General features: G+C 67.4%; 15 protein-coding genes. 13 read left to right on the top strand and 2 right to left on the bottom strand.

The window, feature by feature from the left end; translation table 11 throughout:
• The first annotated feature begins 10 nt into the window (after window positions 1-10).
• From BOX37_RS36120 to BOX37_RS13560, 13 genes are all read left to right on the top strand, one after another.
• A complete protein-coding gene (locus tag BOX37_RS36120) occupies window positions 11-3,853 on the top strand; it encodes an SDR family NAD(P)-dependent oxidoreductase (protein WP_420811622.1) in 3,843 nt (1,280 codons plus the stop codon).
• A gap of 38 nt (window positions 3,854-3,891) precedes the next feature.
• The gene (locus BOX37_RS13615; RefSeq protein WP_071927965.1) at window positions 3,892-5,178 is read left to right on the top strand and encodes an SAM-dependent methyltransferase; all 1,287 of its coding nucleotides are present in this window, start codon (window positions 3,892-3,894) and stop codon (window positions 5,176-5,178) included.
• Window positions 5,175-6,269 (top strand): SDR family oxidoreductase, encoded by a 1,095-nt coding sequence (locus BOX37_RS13610; protein WP_071927964.1) that lies wholly within the window; start codon window positions 5,175-5,177, stop codon window positions 6,267-6,269. The genes BOX37_RS13615 and BOX37_RS13610 overlap by 4 nt, the downstream gene beginning before the upstream one ends.
• 3 nt (window positions 6,270-6,272) lie before the next feature.
• The gene (locus BOX37_RS13605) at window positions 6,273-6,818 is read left to right on the top strand and encodes an SRPBCC family protein (RefSeq protein WP_071927963.1); all 546 of its coding nucleotides are present in this window, start codon (window positions 6,273-6,275) and stop codon (window positions 6,816-6,818) included.
• Window positions 6,815-9,316, top strand: a complete 2,502-nt coding sequence (locus BOX37_RS13600; RefSeq protein WP_071927962.1) for an ABC transporter permease — start codon at window positions 6,815-6,817, stop codon at window positions 9,314-9,316. The genes BOX37_RS13605 and BOX37_RS13600 overlap by 4 nt, the downstream gene beginning before the upstream one ends.
• A gap of 28 nt (window positions 9,317-9,344) precedes the next feature.
• The gene (locus BOX37_RS13595) at window positions 9,345-10,064 is read left to right on the top strand and encodes an ABC transporter ATP-binding protein (RefSeq protein WP_071931474.1); all 720 of its coding nucleotides are present in this window, start codon (window positions 9,345-9,347) and stop codon (window positions 10,062-10,064) included.
• 20 nt (window positions 10,065-10,084) lie between these two features.
• Window positions 10,085-10,621, top strand: a complete 537-nt coding sequence (locus BOX37_RS13590) for an MTB12 C-terminal domain-containing protein (RefSeq protein ID WP_071927961.1) — start codon at window positions 10,085-10,087, stop codon at window positions 10,619-10,621.
• Window positions 10,622-10,644: 23 nt separating this feature from the next.
• Window positions 10,645-12,456, top strand: a complete 1,812-nt coding sequence (locus BOX37_RS13585) for a hypothetical protein (protein ID WP_071927960.1) — start codon at window positions 10,645-10,647, stop codon at window positions 12,454-12,456.
• Window positions 12,457-12,749: 293 nt separating this feature from the next.
• Entirely contained in the window at window positions 12,750-14,009 is a 1,260-nt protein-coding gene (locus BOX37_RS13580; protein ID WP_206045824.1) for an ABC transporter substrate-binding protein, read from the top strand.
• Between the two features lie 88 nt (window positions 14,010-14,097).
• Window positions 14,098-16,110 carry an ABC transporter permease gene (locus tag BOX37_RS13575; protein WP_071927959.1) on the top strand — a complete coding sequence of 671 codons (2,013 nt, stop codon included), beginning with the start codon at window positions 14,098-14,100 and terminating at the stop codon, window positions 16,108-16,110.
• The gene (locus BOX37_RS13570; protein WP_071927958.1) at window positions 16,100-16,909 is read left to right on the top strand and encodes an ABC transporter ATP-binding protein; all 810 of its coding nucleotides are present in this window, start codon (window positions 16,100-16,102) and stop codon (window positions 16,907-16,909) included. Before BOX37_RS13575 ends, BOX37_RS13570 begins: the two co-directional genes overlap by 11 nt.
• Window positions 16,906-17,688: an ABC transporter ATP-binding protein gene (locus BOX37_RS13565; RefSeq protein ID WP_071927957.1), complete on the top strand. Its 783-nt coding sequence runs from the start codon at window positions 16,906-16,908 to the stop codon at window positions 17,686-17,688. The genes BOX37_RS13570 and BOX37_RS13565 overlap by 4 nt, the downstream gene beginning before the upstream one ends.
• Window positions 17,689-17,737: 49 nt before the next feature.
• Complete coding sequence (locus BOX37_RS13560; protein ID WP_071927956.1) at window positions 17,738-18,412, top strand: TetR/AcrR family transcriptional regulator; 675 nt, start codon at window positions 17,738-17,740, stop codon at window positions 18,410-18,412.
• 202 nt (window positions 18,413-18,614) lie between these two features.
• Here BOX37_RS13560 and BOX37_RS13555 read toward each other — a convergent pair whose 3' ends face one another.
• Window positions 18,615-19,976: a sensor histidine kinase gene (locus BOX37_RS13555; protein WP_071927955.1), complete on the bottom strand. Its 1,362-nt coding sequence runs from the start codon at window positions 19,974-19,976 to the stop codon at window positions 18,615-18,617.
• A gap of 5 nt (window positions 19,977-19,981) precedes the next feature.
• On the bottom strand, window positions 19,982-20,695 hold the full coding sequence (locus BOX37_RS13550) for a response regulator transcription factor (protein ID WP_071927954.1): 714 nt from the start codon (window positions 20,693-20,695) through the stop codon (window positions 19,982-19,984).
• Window positions 20,696-20,745 lie beyond the last annotated feature (50 nt).

The following is a 20,745-nucleotide window of genomic DNA, read 5'->3' as shown; positions in this document are numbered from 1 at the left end:
CTGGGTCGAGATGTTCGCACCCGCCGGCGACGCGGGCAGTCTCGGCATCGGCGCGGTGGGTCATCCGTTGCTGGCCGCGGTCCTGGCGCTGCCCGACGGCGACCGCACCGTGTTCACCTCACGCCTGTCGCTGAGAACGCACCCCTGGCTCGCCGACCACGCGGTGCTCGGCACCGTACTCGTGCCGGGCGCGGCGCTGGTGGAGCTGGCTCTGTACGCGGGTGAGCGGCTCGGCTGCGCCAAGGTCGAGGAACTCACCATGATGGCTCCGTTGATGTTGCCCGAACAGGGCGGTGTGCAGGTACAGGTCGTGGTCACCGAACCGCGCGAGTCCGGTGACCGGGGCATCTCCGTTCATTCCAGGCTCGACACCGACGCCGACGCGCTGGACGAGACCCGTCCGTGGACGACCAACGCCGAAGGCGCGGTCACTCCGGTCGACATCGGCCAAGCCACTGCGGCACAAGGCCTTTCGGTGTGGCCGCCGGTCGGGGCCACACCGATCGACCTGACCGGCTCCTACGAGCGCCTCGCTGAGCTCGGCTACCAGTACGGTCCGCTGTTCCGCGGTCTCAACGCGGTCTGGCGGCGCGGCGACGACGTGTTCGCCGAAGTGGCGCTGCCCCAGGAGCGCGACGCGGAAGTCGCGCAGTTCGGCTTGCATCCGGCCTTGCTGGACGCAGCCATCCAGGCGTGCGGCGGGCTGGAGGCCTTCCTTCCCACCGGCGACTCCGGCACATTGCGTCTGCCGTTCGCATGGGAGGGCGTGACCTTGCACGCCGTCGGCGCGACGGCGCTGCGGGTGCGCCTCGGGATGGCCGGGCCGGATCGAGTGACCGTCACTCTCGCCGACGCCGCCGGGATGACCGTCGCCACAGTCGATTCGCTGGTCCTGCTCGAGGTCTCCGCGGACAAACTGCGTGGCGAGCAGGACGCCGCGCGCCCGCAGGATTCGCTGTTCGGCATCGAATGGATGCCGGTGTCGGCGCGCACCCTGAAAGTTCCGGCCCGCTCGGGTGCGTGGGTGGTACTCGGCAGTGGCGCCGAGGATTCGGTGCGCGGCCTCCTCGAATCCGCCGACGGCGTGCAGATTCCGGCGTACCCGGATGTCGCCGCGCTGGTGGCGGCCCTCGGCGACGGGCCGGCGCCGGACGCGATCATTCTGCCGGTCGGCGGGCGAGAGGCCGGTGGCGAACTGCCGCGCGAGATCCGCGACGAACTCGCCTGGGTGCTCGGGCAAGCGCAAGCCGTGCTCGCCGAGGGTGCGTTGAGCGCGACGACATTGGTCGTCACTACGCGCTCGGTGGTGGCGGTCGAGACCAGCGAGGACATCGCCGACCTGGCGGCGGCCACCGTATGGGGCATGCTGCGCAGCGCGCAGACCGAGAACCCCGGGCGGATCATCCAACTCGACGTCGGGACCGAGCCGTGCACGGTGGAAACCGTCGCCACGGCTCTGGCCTGCGACGAACCCGAGGCGGTCCTGCGGCGCGGCGTCCTGTACGGGCGACGCCTGGCCCGGGTGGAGACACCGCCGACGGCCATCGACATCACCGAACAGCAGTGGCAACTCAGCATCACCGAGCGGGGCACCCTCGACAATGTCGAGATCCTCCCACTGGCCCCAGAACTCGTGACGACGCCGCTGGCCGACGGACAGATCAGGGTGGCGATGCGCGCGGCCGGCGTGAACTTCCGGGATGTGCTCATCTGCCTCGGCATGTACCCCGACGAGAGCGCCGCGCTGGGCGGCGAGGGCGCGGGCATCGTCGTCGAAGTCGCTTCGGACGTCACCGATTTCGCACCCGGTGACCGGGTGATGGGCATGTTCGCCGCCATGGCGAGCACCGTCGTCACCGATCGACGGCTGGTGACGCCGATTCCACGGGGATGGAGTTTCGCGCAGGCCGCCGCGGTGCCCGCGGTGTATCTCACCGCGTACTACGCCCTGCACGACCTGGCCGGACTGCGCGCCGGGGAGAAGTTGCTCATCCACGCGGCCACCGGCGGCGTCGGCACGGCCGCGGTACAGCTGGCGCGCCACTTCGGCGCCGAGATCTACGCCACCGCCAGCATGCCCAAGTGGGATACCTTGCGCGACAACGGATTCGATGACACGCACATCGGAAACTCGCGCACCGTGGAGTTCGAGCCGAAGTTCCTGGCCCAGACCGACGGCGCGGGCGTGGACGTCGTCCTCGACTGTCTGGCGAATGAGTTCGTCGACGCGTCCTTGCGACTGCTGCCACACGGTGGGCGCTTCGTCGAAATGGGCCTGGTCGATGTCCGTGAGCCCGACGTCGTCGCGGCCGCGCATCCGGGTGTCGACTACCGATCCTTCGTCCTGCTCGATGCCGGACTGGATCGGCTCCAGGAGATCCTCGCCGAACTCTCGACTCTGTTCGCCTCCGGCGTGCTCACCCCGCCGCCCATCACCTCCTGGGACGTCCGACGCGCCCGCGAGGGGCTGCGTTATCTGAGCCAGGCGCGCCACATCGGCAAGGTGATCATGACCTGGCCCGCGCCGCGCGACCCGGCGGGCACCGCCCTGATCACCGGTGGAACCGGCACCATCGGCGGTCTGCTCGCCAAGCATCTGGTGACCGAACACGGCGTCCGCCATCTGCTGCTGACCAGTCGCAGTGGATCCTGCGCGCCCGGCGCCACCGAACTGGTGCGGGAACTGAGCGACCTCGGCGCGCAGGTCACGGTCGCGGCCTGCGACACCGCCGACGGCGAGGCTGTGCGGAGCCTGCTCGCGGCGATCCCGGCCGAGCATCCGCTCGGCACCGTCGTGCACGCCGCAGGCACACTCGACGACGCGTTGTTCACCACGATGAACGTCGAACAGCTGGAGTCGGTGCTGCCCGCCAAGGTGGACGGCGCTTGGAACCTGCACCAGCACACCAGCCATCTGGATCTGACCGACTTCATCGTGTTCTCCTCCGCCGCAGGCGCGTTGGGCGCACCGGCTCAGGCGAACTACGCGGCAGCGAACACCTTCCTCGACTCGCTCGCCCAGCACCGCCAGCACCGGGGTCTGCCCGCGGCATCGATGGCATGGGGACTGTGGGAGCAAGCCACCGGCCTGACCGGAACCCTCAACGCCGCGGACCTTTCCCGCATCAACCGCGGCGGTTTCCAAGCCATGCCCACCCCGCTCGCCCTGTCGGTGTACGACGCGGCACGGCTGCTCGGCAGGCCACACACCCTCACCACCGCAATAGATATCGGGGCCCTGCGCACCGCGTCGGGCCTGGCGGAACTGCCACCGCTGCTGCGCGGGCTGCTGACCACCCGCAGGCGGGTCGACACCCGCGGCTTCGACGCGGGCGCGCTGGCCAAGAAGCTGGTCGGACTGTCCGAAAAGGATCAGTACACCGTGGTACTTGACCTGATCAAGAGTCATATCGCCGCCGTGCTCGGGCACAGTGGCCCGGACGTGGTCGACGCGGATCAGAAGTTCCTGGACATGGGTTTCGACTCGCTCAGCGCGGTCGAACTGCGCAACAGGCTCAAGGCGACGGCAGGCGGAGCGAAGATGTCGACCACGGTCATCTTCGACTATCCGACGCCTGCCTCGTTGGCGGAATTCATCCGCGGGCAGATCACTCCCAAGGACGACGAACTCACCGAGCCCATCCTGACCGAGATCGACCTACTGCTCGGCCGTTTGGCCGAAGTGCATCCGAACCGGACCGTCCCCTCGACAGCAGTGGACCGAATCCTGGCCGGAGTACGCGGATTGCACGCGGCACCCAAGGATTCGGAGCCGCTGACGCTCAGCGCCACCGACCTGGACACCGCCGACGACGACGCGATCATCGCGCTGCTCGACGGCAACGACCAGTAACGACGCGGCACCTGCCACGGACGAAGGAGGAAACACCTATGGTTCCGAGCACAGCGCCCCCGGACAGCGATGGTTCGCGTGGATCGGCCTCGATCCTGCTGGACGGATTCGAAAGTCTCACCGGCACACGGGCCAGGTTCGGGTTGCGCCTGTGGGACGGCAGTCGGGCAGGCCGCCCGGATGCGCCCACGGCGCTACTCGGTTCACCGAACGCCCTGCGACGAATGATCCTGCGACCCGACGACCTCGGCCTCGCCCGCGCCTTCGTGACCGGTGAGCTGCAGGTGGAAGGGTCGGTGACGGAATTCCTGCAAGCCGGAGCGCTCACCGCCGACGACGCCGATTGGGCCCAGGGCCTCTGGCGGGATCTGCCGGTCCGCGTCCGCGGTGTGCTGTCGCTCACGACGTGGGCCCTGCGAACCGGATCGGCGTGGCGTCCGCTGCCACACCCGGCGGTGGAGCTGGCGCGCTGGCGGCTCCGCAGCGGCGCGCAGGCGGTGCGGCACCACTACGACCTCGGTGACGACTTCTACCGGCTGATCCTCGGCCCGTCCATGGTCTATTCGAGCGCGTACTGGCCCGATCCCGACCAGCCGAAGGATCTGGAGGCGGCACAGGCCGCCAAGCTCGACCAGATCTGTCGCAAGCTGCGATTGGGCCCCGGCACCACCCTGCTCGATATCGGCTGCGGGTGGGGCAGCCTGCTCGTCCACGCGGCCGAGCAGTACGGCACGAAGTCGGTGGGCGTGACCCTGTCCTGTGACGAGGCCGAGTACACCCGTCGCCGCGTCGAGTACGCAGGGCTGGGTGATCGCATCTCGATCCGGCTCGGCAATGCCGTCGACGTGACCGACGGACAATTCGATGCCATCGCCGGCATCGCGGTCAGCCAGCATCTGAACAGGAAGCAGCAGCGCCGCTACGCGCAGATGCTGCACGATCTGCTCAAACCCGGTGGCCGGGCGCTCAGCCACGACGTGTGCGTCTCCGAAACCGGTCGCAAGTACCGGGATTCGCCCTTCCTGCGCCGCTACATCTTTCCCGAGTTGAACCTGCGTTCACTCGGTGAATCCGTGGTGTCGTTCGAACGGGCGGGACTCGAGGTGGTCGAGGTGGAGAGCCTGCGCGAGCACTACGCCCCGACCTACGACGCGTGGCTGGGCAACCTCGAGGCCAACTGGGACGCGGCAGTGCGGACAGTCGGCATCGAGAAGACGCGCGCCTGGCAGCTGTTCCTCGCCACCGGCTCGGCCGGGTGCCACCTGGGGTGGACCGGAGCCAATCATGTGATGCTGACCCGACCCGAATCGGCGGTGACCCGATGACCGCCGCGGTCACCGGCGGCACCGGGTTCCTGGGACTACGACTGGTCCATCTGCTGCTCGAGCGCGACGAGCAGGTGATCGCGCTGGGGCGCCGCGGACAGCGCCCGGCGGCCGACCGGATAGCGGAATTCCTGCTCCACTCCGGCATCGCCGAGGACGAACGCACGCGCTTGCTGCGCGGGTTGCGGGTGGTCGACATCGATCTGGAACAACCCAGAATGGGACTGTCGGAGAAGGTATTCCGGAAACTGGCCGACTCGGTCGACATCATCTGGCACTGCGGCGGTAGCACCTCCTTTCGCGACGACCAGCAGGTGTTTCGTATCAATGTCGGCGGTGCAGAGAGCGTGACGGCACTGGCCACCGCTGGCGAACGCCGACCTCTGTTGTGCCACACCAGCACCGTCTCCGTCGTCGGCTCCCAGCAGCGTGGCGTCATCCTGGAGCAGGAGGTGCACGCGGAACCGGCCGAATTCAACTCCGTCTACGAAAGATCCAAGTTCGAGGCCGAACGAATCGTCTGCGACTGGTCGAGGAACACCGAGCGGCCCGCGGTGATCTTCCGTCCCAGCGGGTTGATCGCGCGCTCGCCGCAGTACCCGGGCTGTCCGATGCATCCACTACAGACGGCAGCGAGGGCCGGAAAGTCGCTGTTCGAAGTATTCCAGATGGTGATGGGCGAAACCGGTGAGCCGGTGCCGATTCCCCTGGTGACCACGGAGAGCAAGACCAACCTGATTCCGGTGGACCACGCGGCCTTCGCGATGCTCGAGATCGTGCGTCGTCGGCCGCCGGAAGCGCTGTCGTTCTACCACATCGTCAACCACGTCGATGTCGCGCTGACCACGATCACCGACGCGTTCTCCGAGTACTTCGGAATCCCGTTGTATCTGGCCGAACAGGGTATGGAGGTCTTCTCCGAGCAGGAGCGCACGATGATGCAGGACTTCGGGCTGTTCGACGACTTCGGGGCCTACGTCAACTGGGCCACCATCAGCCGCGACTACGACGTCACGGGGCTCACCGAACTCGACCTGCTGTGCCCGGATCTGCTGGTGGACAAAGATTTCATCCTGGCAAGTCTGGACTGACCGATGGGCGAGTACGTACAACGCTGTCTGTGCGCGGCTCCCCTGCCGATCACATTCGCCTTCGTCGATGACGCCGAACGACTGCCGGTGTGGGTGATCGGCGTCTCCGCCTTCACCCACACCGGCGGGCCGGACCGGGGCCCGGAATCGCTGTGGCAGATGCAGATCTCGTTCGGGCCGATGAAGCGTCGTATCCCGCTGCGGTGCGACGAGTGGATCGAGAACCAGCTGATCGTGATGCGGTCCACGAGCGGGCGAGAACTGCGCATCGAGTTCAGGTTCGCCGCCGAAACCGATACCGACACCGCGGTCGACCTCGTCGTCGGCTATCCGGAGCCGGAGGGAACCGCCGAGCGGGCGTTGGCTGCCAGGCTGGAATCGATCGCCACCGTCGCGATGGGACGCATCGCGGTGCGCCTCAGAGATTGTGTCGCAGAGGTGTATTTGCGGCAGCCGCGAGCGAATGACCTGGGTGCTACCATTTTCGATGGTGCTGGGCGGGCGATCGTCACCGAGCTCGGTCCCACAGGGGAGCGTGATCGTCAGTGATCAGATCGGGTATCAACCGATTCCGGGTCCTGACCCTGCGCGAGATCGCCGCCGGGCCCGGCCGTTCGGCGGCGGTGGTTCTGGTCATCGCGGTCTCGGCGGCGCTGCTCGTCGCGGTGATAGCGACCTACGGATCACTGACCAACTCGGCGCGACAGCTGACCGACAGCATCGCCGGTGATGCACGCATCGTGGTGAGCGGCTACACCGACACCGGTTTCGACGCGGCAGTCGTACCGCGCATCGCGGCACTGCCCGGCGTGAGCGTCGCGGCGCCGATCGTGCAGCAGCAGCGCGAGATCGACGGCACACCGGTCACGATCCTCGGGGTCGACGTGAGCATCCTGGGACTCGGCTCCGACCTGGGCCAACTGGCCGAGACCGGACTAGGCCCGAATTCGCCGCTGCTGAGGCTCCGTGACGGCGTAGTCGCGGGCGCTGGACTCGGTGTCGCGCAGGGTGAGCGGCTGCGGATCGGCGAGCACACCGTGACCGTCGCCATCGTCGCCGAGGAAGCCGACAGTGCCAGAGTGAACGGCGGCAGGTTCATCGTGGCGCCGCTACCGCTGGCACAGCAGCTCACCGACCACAAGAACCGCATCGATACCGTCGCCGTCGCGACAGAACCGGATACCGATCTGGTCGCCTTGCGGACCGAGATCGTCCGCGCGGTGGACAACCGAGCCGTAGTCTCCGACACCGACATCCGTAGTACCCAGGCCGAGAACGCGGTGGCGATCAGCCGCGACTCCACCCTGCTGGTGGCCGCGATCTCCCTTGTCGTCGCGGCGTTCCTGGTCTACAACTCGATGGCCATGCTCGTGATGCAGCGACGCCAGAAGGTGGCCACCCTGCGCGCGATGGGGGCGAGGCGCTCGACGGTCGTGGCTGACCTGGTTCTCGAGTCGATGGTCACCGGGCTGTTCGCCGCGGCGCTCGGGATTCCGCTCGGCTGGTTGCTCAGTCGCAGAGCGATACAGGAAGTTCCGGCATTCCTGGTGCAGTCCGTTTCCGCGCAACTGGTCTTCTCGGTGCCGCTACTCACCTATCCGATCGTGGTTCTGGCCTGCGTGGCCACCTCGATGGCCGCGACTGTCGGCGCGGCCAGGCAGGTGCACCGCATCTCCCCACTCGAGGCCTTGCAGAGCGCCGAGTTGGCCGCCACCGAAACACTGCGCAGTCGTTGGACCGTGCTCGCGGCCGTGACCGGGGTGAGCTTGATGGCCACCGCTTTCGCGCTGGCGGTGCTGATCAGGGGACCGGTCGTGTTCCTGTCCGTGGCGGTATACACCGTCGGTGGCATCCTGCTCGGTGTCGCGGGCATGTCCCGGATCTCGACCTGGTCCTCGGCGGTCGCGCGACGTTTCGGAGTTCCGGGAAGGCTGGCCGCGGCGGCGATCGAACGGACACCACGCCGGTCCTGGGCTACCGCGGTCACCGCCGGCATCGCGGTCGCCCTCGGCATCGGCGTGCACGGCGCGCTGGCCGATGTCATCGACTCCGGGTCCGATTCCTTTGTCGGCCTCCGTGCTACGGATGTCTTCGTCTCGAGTTCGCCAAGCAGCGCACTGCCCGCCGGCGCGACGCTGCCCGAGGATCTCCCCGATCGCGTCCGCGCGGTGCCCGGCGTCGGCACGGTCGGTGCCGGGCAGTGGGCCTACGTCACCATCGGCGAACAGCGGGTGGCGGTGGAAGGTCTCGGCGCGGACAACTCCGGGACCACCGGGGCACTGATGAATTCCGACATGCTCCACCAGGTTCGCGCGGGGACCGGCATCGCGGTCTCGCGTCAGATGGCCAGTCGAGAGAGGTGGGAGGTGGGGTCGCGGATCAGCATCGGCACACCCTCCGGCCCGCGATCGACCACGATCATCGGGATCATAGACATCCTGTCGATCGACTCCGGAACGATCGCCATGAGCATCGCGGACCTACGCGGCTGGTTCGATCGCCCCGGCGCCACCTACCTCTCGGTCGGTCTCGCCGCCGACGCCGACCGATCGCAGGTCATGAGGGCGATCGAGCAGCTGACGCCGGATTCGGTGTACGTGTATTCGGGCGAGGAATCCTACAACGCGGCCACCCACAACATTCGGCAGGCGGGCGTCCTCGCGAGCGGGTTGCAGTGGATGGTCGCGCTGGTAGCGACGGTCGCGCTCATGAACACGTTCACCTTGGCCGTCCTGCAACGCAGACGCGAACTCGGCGTGCTGCGCGCGATGGGCGCGACCCGACGTCTGGTGTCACGGTTCATCCTGGTCGAGGCATTCTCCGTCGGGGTGGTCGGCGGTGTCCTCGGCATGGTGCTCGGCATCATGGTGCAGTACCTCGCCACGCTGGTCAGTGTCGAAACGCTGGGTATCGCCGTGCGATTCACCGTCGCGCCCAGCGTTCTCGGTTTCGCGGCCGTCGGTGTGCTGATCTGCCTGCTCGGCTCCGTCGTGCCGGCCGCGCGGGCCGCACGCATGAATATCGTCGCCGCGATCTGGAGTGAGTGACGCGCGCGATCAGCCGAAAGGAAGCACCATGTTGACCTTGACCGATGTCGTCCGCGAGTACCGACTGGGTGGGGAGACCGTACGCGCACTCGACGGCGTCGCCGTGACGATCGAGCCCGGCCGTTTCGTCTCCATCGTCGGCCCGTCCGGCGCGGGCAAGAGCACTCTGCTGCATCTGCTCGGCGCACTGGATTCACCCACCTCCGGCTCCATCGCCTTTCGCGGCCAGGAGATCAGCGACCTGACCGACGACCGTCGGTCCGAATTCCGTTTGCGTCAGGTCGGATTCGTCTTCCAGTTCTTCAATCTCCTCCCCACCATGTCGGCGTGGGAGAACGTCGCGGTACCGCGGCTGCTGGCCACCGGAGCGCATCGCGATGCACGCCGCCGTGCCACCGAGTTGCTGCATCTGGTCGGCCTGGCGGACCGCGCCGAACACCGTCCCGCCGAATTGTCCGGCGGTCAGATGCAGCGGGTGGCCATCGCCCGCGCCCTGATGATGGATCCGCCGCTCGTCCTGGCCGACGAACCCACCGGCAACCTCGATTCCCGCACCGGCGCCGACATCATGACCCTGCTCGCCGACATCGCCCATGACACCTCCCGCGAACGCGCCGTTGTGATGGTCACCCACGACCAGCAGGCCGCGCGACGCACCGACCGCGTGATCACGCTGCGCGACGGACGGATTCACAGCGACGAACCCTGCACTCCCCCACCGACACCCGACGAGTCCTCGTGCGTCTGAACCCCTTCGAAAGGCACCCCATGAATTTCCGCTCCGCTGTCCGCGCCCTCACGCTGGGAATCTTGATCATCGCGGCGGCGACCCTCACCGCCTGCGCTTCCGGCGATGACGAAGCGGCACTGCCGACAACGACCACGAAGGCCGGTGCGAACTGCCCAGCGGTGCCCTCCACCGCGGATATCGATGCGCTGGTGAGCAAGGCGGTGGACCCGAACACTCCGGTCGCGGAGTTGCTCGCGATGGTTCAAGGCATGGAGGACGTCGATCCGGGGCCGATCGAGCAGGCGCGCCAGCGTAACAGCGCGAGCCTGACCGATCTCGGAATGACCTGGAAGGTCGACAAGATCGTCGACAACTGTGGCACCGCGTCCGCCGAGGGCAAATTGGCGGTCAACAACCAGCCGGGTGTCCCGTTGACCGTCCCGATCGTCTACGACAACGACTCCTGGAAGATCGAGAAGTCCACCGTGTGCAGCCTGATCATCCAGGGATCCGGTCAGATCGCCACCGGTGGCGACGTCGACCAGGATCAGGCCCTCACACTGGCGGGCTGCTGAGCGAATCACCGGGAGCCCCCGAGATGGCCACCCGGGCGATCGCCGCGCTCGTCCTCGTCGTTCCGCTCATCGCCGGGGCGGTCTTCGCCGCTCTCTTCCCGGTGGCGCCGCCGAGCCCGCGAGCAGTCCCGTCCATCGCGATCGTGTCCACACAGCAACCGCCGGCAGGATCTGCCTCGGCGAAACTGATTGCCGCGCTCGGCTCGTCGAATGCCTTCCGATGGCGGACACAGCATCCGGATTCGGCCGGGCCCGACCTCGCCGACGGAGCCGTGGCCGCCGCGGTGGTCGTGCCCTCCGATTGGGGCGCGCGCGCAGGAGACGTCGAGCGTCAGGTGACCATCACGCCTGGCAGTCGCGGCCTCGATGCGAGTACCTACGCGAACCTCGTGCAGGCGGTGTCGGCCGCCGCGGCGACGGTCGGGGTGCAGGAACTACTGGTCGGCGTCTCGGCGGCGCGAAAGAACCTCAACTCCGCCCAATTCAGCGCTGCCCTGGTCGATGCCGCCGCCGGGCAGGCCGGCGACATGCTGGCGCGGGCGTTCGAATCGGTGGACACCATCCAGGAACAGGCGGGACCGCTGCTGGCCGATGTCGACTCGATACTGCCTGCCCTGCGCCAACTGCCCGATACCGTGAACCAGACCGTCGACCTGCTGACGCGCGTGGCGACAGCTCTGCGGGATTCGGAGCTGACCCTGGGCGATATCCGAGCGGGCGCGACCTCGGCGCGCGCGAACGCCGACATCGTCGCCGACGCCGTCCGCGAATCCGCCGCGGCACGCGCCCAGGCACGGGCCGCACTGGAACCACTGGCGGCGATCCTGCGAACCTCCGGCATGCCGCAAGCGCGACAATTGGCAGACCAGTTGACCGGCCTGATCGACCTGATCGGTGGCGCATCCGACACCGCGGCGACGACCGGGGCCGAGGTGCTCGGTCTGGGCGCTGACGCGGTGCCACACCTGCTCGACGGACTGTCCGGGCTGCTGGATGTCACCGTCGAGGACAGCACCCGCGTGAGCGACGTTCTCACCCTCGCCGCCAACCGGCTCCGCTGGCTCGGTTCGATCCTGGGCCAGAGCGAACAATTGCTCACCGGCGTCGATTCGACTGTCGACCAGGTCACCGCCATGCAAGTCGAAATCCGCACGCTGCTGACCACATTCAAGCAGGTCACCTCCCAGTTGGTGGTGTCGATCGATGCCTCCTCCAAAGCCCTGCCGACGGGTGCGGATGCCGCCGCCTCGGTAGGCGTGGCCGACCCGACCACCCGCGCCACCGACCCGGTCGTCGCCCGCGCGGTAGTACTCATGTTCGTCGGCGCACTGCTCATCGCACTGCTGTACGCCCACCTCGTCGAAGGCGCCCATCAGCGCGCACGCGTACTCGCCTTCTGCGCCGCCGCCGTGGCGCCTGCCGCCGTGGCGCAGACGGTCCTGGACTCGGTGCCACGCGCCGACGCGGCTTTCGCCTTCTCGGCACTCGTGTCGCTGGCCCTCACCGCGGCGGCCGTCGCGGTATTGCGGATCTGCCCGGATCGGTGGGGCGTGGTGGTATGGATGCTCGTGACCGGTGCGGCGGTGACGTTCGAGGGTGGAATCGACGGCGGTTACGGCGCGATCGGGGATCTTGTGCGCCGGCTACTCCCCAGCGGATACGCGATCACCGGCCTCGCCGAGGCGGCGCGCAGCGGCATCGGTCCCCGCACGCTCGTGCCATTGGCCGTTCTCACCGGAGTGGGCGTGACCGCGTTCCTCGCGCTCGTGATCCTGCGTGGCATGGTCGGAAACCGCTCGAGAATCCCGGCCGCGCCGGAACCCGCCGACGCGTAGCCTTCGCCGGCGCGACCGGGCGCGGCACGCTCGGCCATCATCCGCTGCCACGCGGGCGGGACCACTCGGCCCTGGACCGCGACGAGCGCCTCACCTGGCAGTTTGCACTGGCAATCAGGTTCCGGATTCAGCTTGACACATGTGTAAGGCTGAGTTATTTTCTAGTGGCCCAGATCACAAATCGCGATCGGGTCGCCGGGAATCGCCGAGCGTGCGATGAGGCGTCGAACATGTAGATCGACGGGTTGTCCGGCGGAATTCGCCAGCGCAACCGGCCTGGAGAGGCATTCAGAATGGGTATCAGAACCGGCCGGATCGCCGTAGCGGCGTTGGCCGCCACGTGTGTGTTCTCGGTTGTCTCGTGCAGCGACAACAGCAGTTCCGAAGCGGGCAGCACGACCTCGATCGCACCGGGGGTCTTGGCTACCGGCGACCCGATCAAGGTCGGCTTGTTCAATCCCTCGAAGGGCCCGGCGACGCAGGCGGGCGTGACAACGGGCAAAAACGCGGCGATCGAGTACATCAACAACCAGATCGGCGGAATCAACGGCCGACCGATCGAGGTCATCGACTGCGGAATCGACAACACTTCGCCGGAATCGACGATCTCGTGCGCCAACCAGTTCGTACAGGCAGGCGTGGTGGCGGCGGTCGACGGCTACAACGCCGAATCGGCCGCGGCCATGCCGATCCTGACCTCCGCGGAAATTCCACTGGTCGGTCAGATTCCCTTCAATACCGCGACCGGCGCCGTGCCCGAGAACCGTGTGTTCTTCGGTCCGCCGCCCGCGGCGTTCCTGGTCGGATTCCTCCAGTCGCTCAAGCAGGCCGGAAAGGACTCGTTGACCTTGGTCAACGCTGATCTGCCCCAGGCGCATCAGGTGTTCGACAGCCTGCTCACCCCATTGGGCCAACAATTGGGAATCGACGTCAAGAGCGCGTACTATCCGCCCGCGGGACCGAATTTCACCGCACTCGCGTCCACGATCGCGGACGGTTCCCCCGCGGCGGGCGGTCTGATGACCGCGCCCAACGACAACACCTGCAACAAGCTGGCGCAAGCGCTGAAGTCCGTAAAGTATTCGGGCACAGTGTTCTTGGCCGCGTGCACGGAATTCGTCGACGTTTTGGGGGCCCAGGCCGTCGGTGCTCAGTCGTATTCGCCGGTGTGGCTGCCGCCTGCCATCGACTCGGCTCCCGAACCGGCCAAATCGAATCTGAGGACAGCCGAGCAATTCATCGACAACGCCGGCGGAACGGCCGGGTTCTACGCGTACGGCACCTTCGCCACCTTCGTCGATCTCGCTCGGGCGCTCACCTCGGCGCCCCCGGCGGAGTTCACCGGGCCTGCCATCCTCACCGCGCTCAAGGGGCTGGCCGATTATCAGAGCTTCCTCGGTCCGAAATTGAACTGCGGCAAGGCCACCTCACCCAACTGCACCACGGACATGTTGCTGTTCGAGGTGACCGGAGACAAGAAGACGGCACCTGTATCCGGCGGGTTCATCACGCCGAATCCCGAAGTTCTCAAATTGATTCCGGGTGCGGCGTAACCGGAATGGATGACCGTGGTGGACAGACCGCTCGCCTTTTCGGCGGCCTGCCCACCACGGTCTCGGCTATCCACAGAAAACAGGGCACATGGGCCAGTTCTTGCAGTTCGTCTTCTTAGGTCTGTCGACCGGCGCGGTGTACGCGGTCTTGGCCTCGTCGCTGGTGGGAGTGCACGCCGCGACCGGCATCATCAATTTCGCGCAGGGCGCGTTCGCCCTGTGGGCGGTCTACGTCGTGGCGGCACTGCGGACCGACGGAACGTTCGTCCTACCGCTCGGCAGCATCGCGCTCGGCAGCGAAGACCATCCGGTTCCCATGGCGGCGGCGATCGCGCTAGGAGTCGCCTCCGCGACGGTATGGGCATTGCTGGCGCATCTGGTGGTGTTCCGACCCCTGCGCCAGGCGCCGGTGTTGGCACAGGTGGTCGCCTCGGTCGGCCTGATGTTGTTCATCCAGGCATTGGTGGGGCTGCGATTCGACACCGAGAACCTTTTCGCGGCACCGATCCTGCCGGAGAGCACCGTGTCCGTGGCCGGTGCGCTGGTCAACGTATCCGACCTCATCCTGGCCGCGATCGCGATCACGATCGCGGTCGGTCTGCGGGCCTACTTCACGCTCACCACCGCCGGCATCGCGACTCGCGCGAGCTCGGAAGACGAACTCGCCGCGCGCTTGACCGGCTATTCGCCCGATCGGCTCGCGGCGATCGTGTGGACGCTGACCGGCGCCGCGTGCGGGCTGATCGGGGTCCTCGCCGCGTTCACCATCGGGTTGAACGAGACGAGCTACACGTTCTATGTGATCCCGGCGCTGGCGGCGGCGCTGGTCGGACGACTGTCGTCGTTCGGCGTGGCCTGTGCGGCGGGGTTGACGTTGGGTTCGTTCCAGGCGGTCATCCTCTGGGTCGACACCAAGGACTGGTGGCCCAATTGGGCGCAAGCCGGGCTCGGCGACGCTGTGCCCTTCGTCATCGTCGTCGTCACGTTGTTCCTGCTCGGCGGGCGGATTCCGGCTCGTGGCTCGCTCGGGGCGGTCAAGATGCCCGCCGTGCGAATTCCCCGGGTCGCGATCACGCCGACCCTGGTGGTTCTGACAGTCGCGGTCCTCGCGATCGTCGCGACCACCGGGACGTGGCGCTACGGCGTCGTCACCTCGATCATCCTGTCGCTGATCGCGTTGTCGCTGGTATTGCTGACCGGATATCTCGGTCAGATCTCGCTGGCGAGTATGGCTTTCGCCGGCACGGCGGGATTCGCGTTGTCGAAACTGTCGACCGAATGGCACGTTCCCTTTCCGCTGGGCATCATCGCGGCCGCCTTGACGGCTACCGCGTTGGGGATTCTGGTCGCGGTGCCCGCGTTGCGCATCCGTGGCGCCCAATTGGCGGTGGTGACTCTGGCCGCCGCACTGGCGATCCAGAGCTTCGTGTTCAACAACCCGTCCCTGACTCCCGCGCAGGGCAACATCATCGCCGACCCGACCCTGTTCGGGATCGACCTGGGGGTTCGCGACGGCACCAACCTTGTCACCCTGCGCTTTGCGCTGATGGTGCTGGTGGTCGTCACGATCTGCACGTTGGCGGTGATGCGGATCATGGCGGGCGCCACCGGTCGTGCGATGCTCGCGGTGCGCTCCAACGAGCGAGCAGCGGCATCGGTAGGAATCGACGTCGCGGCAACGAAATTGCTCGGCTTCGCGGTCTCGTCGTTCCTCGCCGGCATCGGTGGTTGCCTGATCGGCTACAGCAGAGGACAGCTTTCGGCGGGTTCGTTCACCGTGATGATCGGCTTGACGCTGTTGGCGATGACCTACGTCGGTGGCATCACCTCCGTATCGGGCGCGTTCATCGCCGGCACCGTCGGCCCGCTGGGAGTCGGCTACGTATTCCTCAACCAGACTCTCGACCTCGGCGAGTACTACGAGGTCATCGCCGCGAGCGTGCTGTTGCTGATGGCGGTGCTCAACCCGGTCGGCGTCGCGGGGGCGGTGACGTCGGCGATCGAGTGGCTCACCGCGGCGATCCCACGCCGACGCAACCATGAAACGACCGGCGACAACGCCGCGCAGTCGGGAAAGAAGGCAGCAGCGCATGTCCGATAACGCGCAGCCCCTGTTGCGTACCCACGGATTGTCGGTTCGCTACGGCGGTGTCGTGGCCAACACCGACATCGATATCGCCGTCGACGCCGGAGAAATCGTGGGTCTGATCGGTCCCAACGGGGCGGGGAAGACCACATTCGTCGACGCGGTCACCGGATTCACCGAGTACACCGGAAGCGTCACCCTCGATGGCATCGTGCTCGACCGACTCGGCACGCATCGACGACGCCGTGCCGGATTGGCCCGGACCTGGCAGGCGGGTGAGCTTTTCGGCGACCTCACCGTCGCGCAGAATCTCGCCGTCGCGATCCAACCGGCAGGTCTGCGCACGCTGTTCGCCGACATCGTCGGACGTTCCGTGCCGCCGAGTGAGACCATCGACGCTGCCCTGGAATTGGTGGGCGTGCCCGGCGTCGCGGCCCAGCGTCCCGACGAATTGGCCCTCGGCCAGCAGAAACTCGTCGGGGTGGCGCGCGCGCTTGTCGGCGGCTCGAAGGTGGTGCTCCTCGACGAACCCGCCGCGGGACTCGACACCCACGAAAGCCGAGAGTTCGGTCGGCATCTGCGGCGCATCGCGGCGGCCGGCATCGGTGTTCTACTCATCGATCACGACATGTCACTGGTCCTCGACACCTGTGCGCGACTGTATGTTCTGGACTTCGGTGCCGTCATCGCCGCCGGAGAGCCCGCGCGAATCCGGGAAGACCCGCGGGTGATCGCCGCGTATCTCGGCACCACCCGCCCCGACGGCAACGACAGCGCTGCGCAACCGGCCCGACCTGCAGGAGACAGCAAATGACCACATCGGCGACGTCGGAAACGCCGCTGATCGAGGTGAAGCCCGCCTTGAATATCGCAGGGCTCGCCGTCGGATACGGCGGCGTGCCCGCCGTTCGCGATCTGAACGCCCACGTACGTGCGGGCGAGATTCTCGCGCTCTTGGGTCCGAACGGAGCAGGCAAGACCACCACCCTGCTCGCGTCGGTCGGGGCACTGCCCGCGCTCTCGGGCACCATCACCGCGCTCGGCGAACCCCTGGACCGACGCGTCGAAGCCAACGCGCGCCGTGGCATCATCCTGGTTCCCGACAGCCGTGGCGTGTTCCACCGCCTGTCGGTCGACGACAACCTGCGCCTGGCCCGCCGCAAACACGGCCCCTCCGTCGATGACGTCTTCGACTACTTCCCCGCTCTCCGGTCGATGCGCTCCCGCCGGTGCGGCACACTCTCCGGCGGCGAACAACAGATGCTCGCCCTGGCGAAAGCGCTGCTGTGCGCACCGAAGATCCTGCTCGTCGACGAACTCAGCCTCGGCCTGTCGCCGATCGCCGTGGAGGGCCTGCTCCCGCGGCTGCGTCAGATAGCCGACGACCAGCACATGGCCGTGGTGCTGGTCGAACAACACATTGAACTGGCACTGTCGATCGCCGATACGGCGGTCGTGCTCCATCACGGCAGATCCGTCATGTCGGGCTCCGCGACCGAGCTTCGTGGTCGCCGAGATATGGTCGAGGCGGCGTACTTCGGTAGTGTCGAAGAGCCCTCGGGTGACCGGACAGGTGTGCCCGAGCGACAGTGACACCGTCACAGACAGTACTGGGACTGCATCGAGGCACCGAGGAGGAAGGTTGACCGAGACCGGGCACTCGGATCGACGAGACAAGGCGCCTGCACGACGCAGCACCCGCAATCGCCCGACCGACACCGGACTCCTCGATGCGGCATGCGCGGTGATCGCCGAGGTCGGCGTCGACCGAGCCACGATGGACAGTATCGCTCAGCGCGCCGATACCTCCAGAGTGACGCTCTATGCCCATTTCGGCTCCCGCGACGCACTGATCGACGCTGTCATCGAGCGCGAGCTCGCCGCGTTGACCACTTGGATGTTCGAGATCTATGACAACGGCGAGACGATGAGATACGGCCAGCGGGCCCGATACTCGATCGAATCGCTCTTCGATTACGCGCGCCGCCACCCCGAGGGATTCCGTGTCCTGCTCGACAACCGATACGACGACGGCCACCCTGGGCGTCGGTTGTCTGCCGCCCTCGAACCACGTATCGCCGAACGACTGCGCGCCAACTACGCCGAACGGGGGACACCCATCAACACCGGCGCGGACACACTCGCCACGATGCTCCTCGGCATCAGCTTGGACGTGGCCTACCGGGCCGTTATCCTCGCGGGCGCCGACATCGGCGCGGCCTGTGACCTGGCTGTCACAGCGTCGCTCGCGGTCCTGCGGTCCGTCGATCCCGAGCAGCTACGTGCCATCGACACCCGCCCTCCGCCGACTCCGTAGCGGCCAGCACCGCATCGGGATCACCGAGCCGATCCACGGCAGAGGCGCTACCAGCACCGCCTCACTCGAGTGTCGTTGCAGTACTAAACAAGCCCACTACCAGCGAAGACAGGCAACACATCACGAAGTGATGCTGGAGTACTAGCCGCGGATGTCGAGCGCGCCGCCAAGGCACGGCTGCTGGTGTGGTTCGCGTTGGCTTCTATGACGGGTGGGGCGGGTTTCTCTGCTGATCAGGCTCGACTGGATGGTCGGCAGCGATCTCGATGGTGAGGCGGGTGCCGCCGAGGGGGCTGTCAGTGAGGAAGGCTCGGCCGCGGTGGAGCTGGGCTTGCTGGGCGATGAGGGCGAGTCCTAGGCCGGAACCGTCGCGGGCGGCGTTGCTGCCACGGTAGAAGCGTTGGAAGACCGCGTCGCGCTCGCCGGGTGGGATGCCGGTGCCGTTGTCGTCGATGGTGATGATGACGCGGTCGCCCTCGCGGTGAGCGGCTATGTGGATGATGGTGGCGTGGCCGTGCCTGACCGCATTGGCGACGGCGTTGTCGAGCACCAGGCGCAGTCCGGTGGGTAGTCCGCGCACGGGCAGGGGTGGTTCACTGCGGACGTCGACGGTGACGGCGGGATGGTGGCGGCGGGCGTCACGCGCGGCTTCGTCGGCGATATCGATGAGGTCGACGAGAATGCGCTGGTCGTCGCGGGCGAGTTCGCCGGAGGCCAGCTGTTCGAGGGCGGTGAGGGTGACCTCGATTCCACCCTGTTTGCGCAGGACATCGTCGATCAGGTCGGTGCGCTGGTACCACGGCAGGTCCAGTCCGCGCATGACTTCGAGGTCGGTGCGCATCGCAGTGAGGGGGGTGCGCAGCTCGTGTGCGGCGGTGGAGGCGAAGGTGCGTGCGGTCTCGAGCGCCGATTCTCGCTGGTCGTTCGCCTGACTGATGCGGTCGAGCATGTCAGCGACCGCGGTCGACAGTTGGCGCGCCTCGCGGATGCCACCACCGGTGCCGGTGAGGTCGGGAGTGAGCGTGCCGGCGCTGATGCGATGGGTCAGCTCGACCAGGGGCCGCACGGCCCGGCCACCGAGTACCCAACCGAGGCCGGTCGCGACCAGGACCGCCGCGATGCCGGTGGCCGCCACGCGTTGCTGCTGGGCGCGGGTGACGGTCTGGGCGCGGGCGGTGGGAGCCGCCACCGAGACCGTGCGAGAACGGCCGGTGCTCTCGCTGATGGTGTCGGTGCGGATGCGGTAGCCGGTGCCGTCGATATCGCGAGTGGAATAGCCGGCTGGCAGCTCGGGGAGCTGGGTGGTGGTGGAGGCGACGACAACGCCGTGGTCGCGCAGTGTGACGGCGAACGCGCCGGCGTCACCGACCCGGCCCAGGAACAGGCCGACGGTATCGGCGTTGAGCTCGATGAGACCAACGGCGGTGTCGAGCTGGTTGTCGAGGTGATCGATGTTGTTGCGAGCGACGAGGTGGGAGACGGCCAGGACGAGTCCGGCCACGATGACGAGGGCACCGAGGCCGGTGGCCAGGGCGACGCGGGTGCGTAGTGACAGCGCAAGCATGGCGGTCAATCGGCGCGCAGGACGTAGCCCACGCCGCGGACGGTGTGGATGATGCGGGGTTCGCCGGCGGCCTCGAGTTTGCGCCGCAGGTAGCTGACGAAAACGTCTACGACATTGGTATCGGTGTCGAAGGTATAGCCCCACACGGTTGCGAGTAGCCGCTCGCGGGACTGCACGACGTCGTGATGAGCTGCCAGGACGGTGAGCAGTTCGTATTCGCGGCGGGTGAGATCGAGTTCGCGACCCGCACGGCGGACGCGGCGGCCGGCGGCATCGATACGCAGCGAGCCCAGCGTCAAAGGTTCGGCCCGCGCGGGCTCGGGCCGGGTCGTACGGTAGCGGCGCAGCAGTGCGTGCAGGCGCGCGGTGAGCTCGTCGAAGACGAACGGTTTGACCAGGTAGTCATCGGCCCCGGCCTGCAAGCCCATGATCCGGTCATCGGGAGCGCTGTGGGCGCTGAGCACACAGATGGGGACGTCGTTGCCCGCGGCTCGCAGAGCGGTGATCACACCGAGTCCGCTCAGGCGCGGCATCTGCATGTCGAGCACGATCACATCGGGATCGTGCTCGGTGCACGACCGGATCGCCTGAGCGCCGTCGCCTGCGGTGAGCACCGCGAACCCGGACAGCTCGAGTCCGCGCTGCAGCGACTCACGCACGTTGCGGTCGTCATCGACGACCAGCACACAGTGCTCGCGGCCGGCGTCGGCTGGTGTCACGGTGGCTCCCTCCGAGTTGCGATTGGGTGGGACAGCGGCACGGTAGCAGT

The organism is Nocardia mangyaensis (assembly GCF_001886715.1).
GTDB classification, from domain to species: domain Bacteria; phylum Actinomycetota; class Actinomycetes; order Mycobacteriales; family Mycobacteriaceae; genus Nocardia; species Nocardia mangyaensis.
This window is presented reverse-complemented; position numbering and strand designations above follow the sequence as displayed.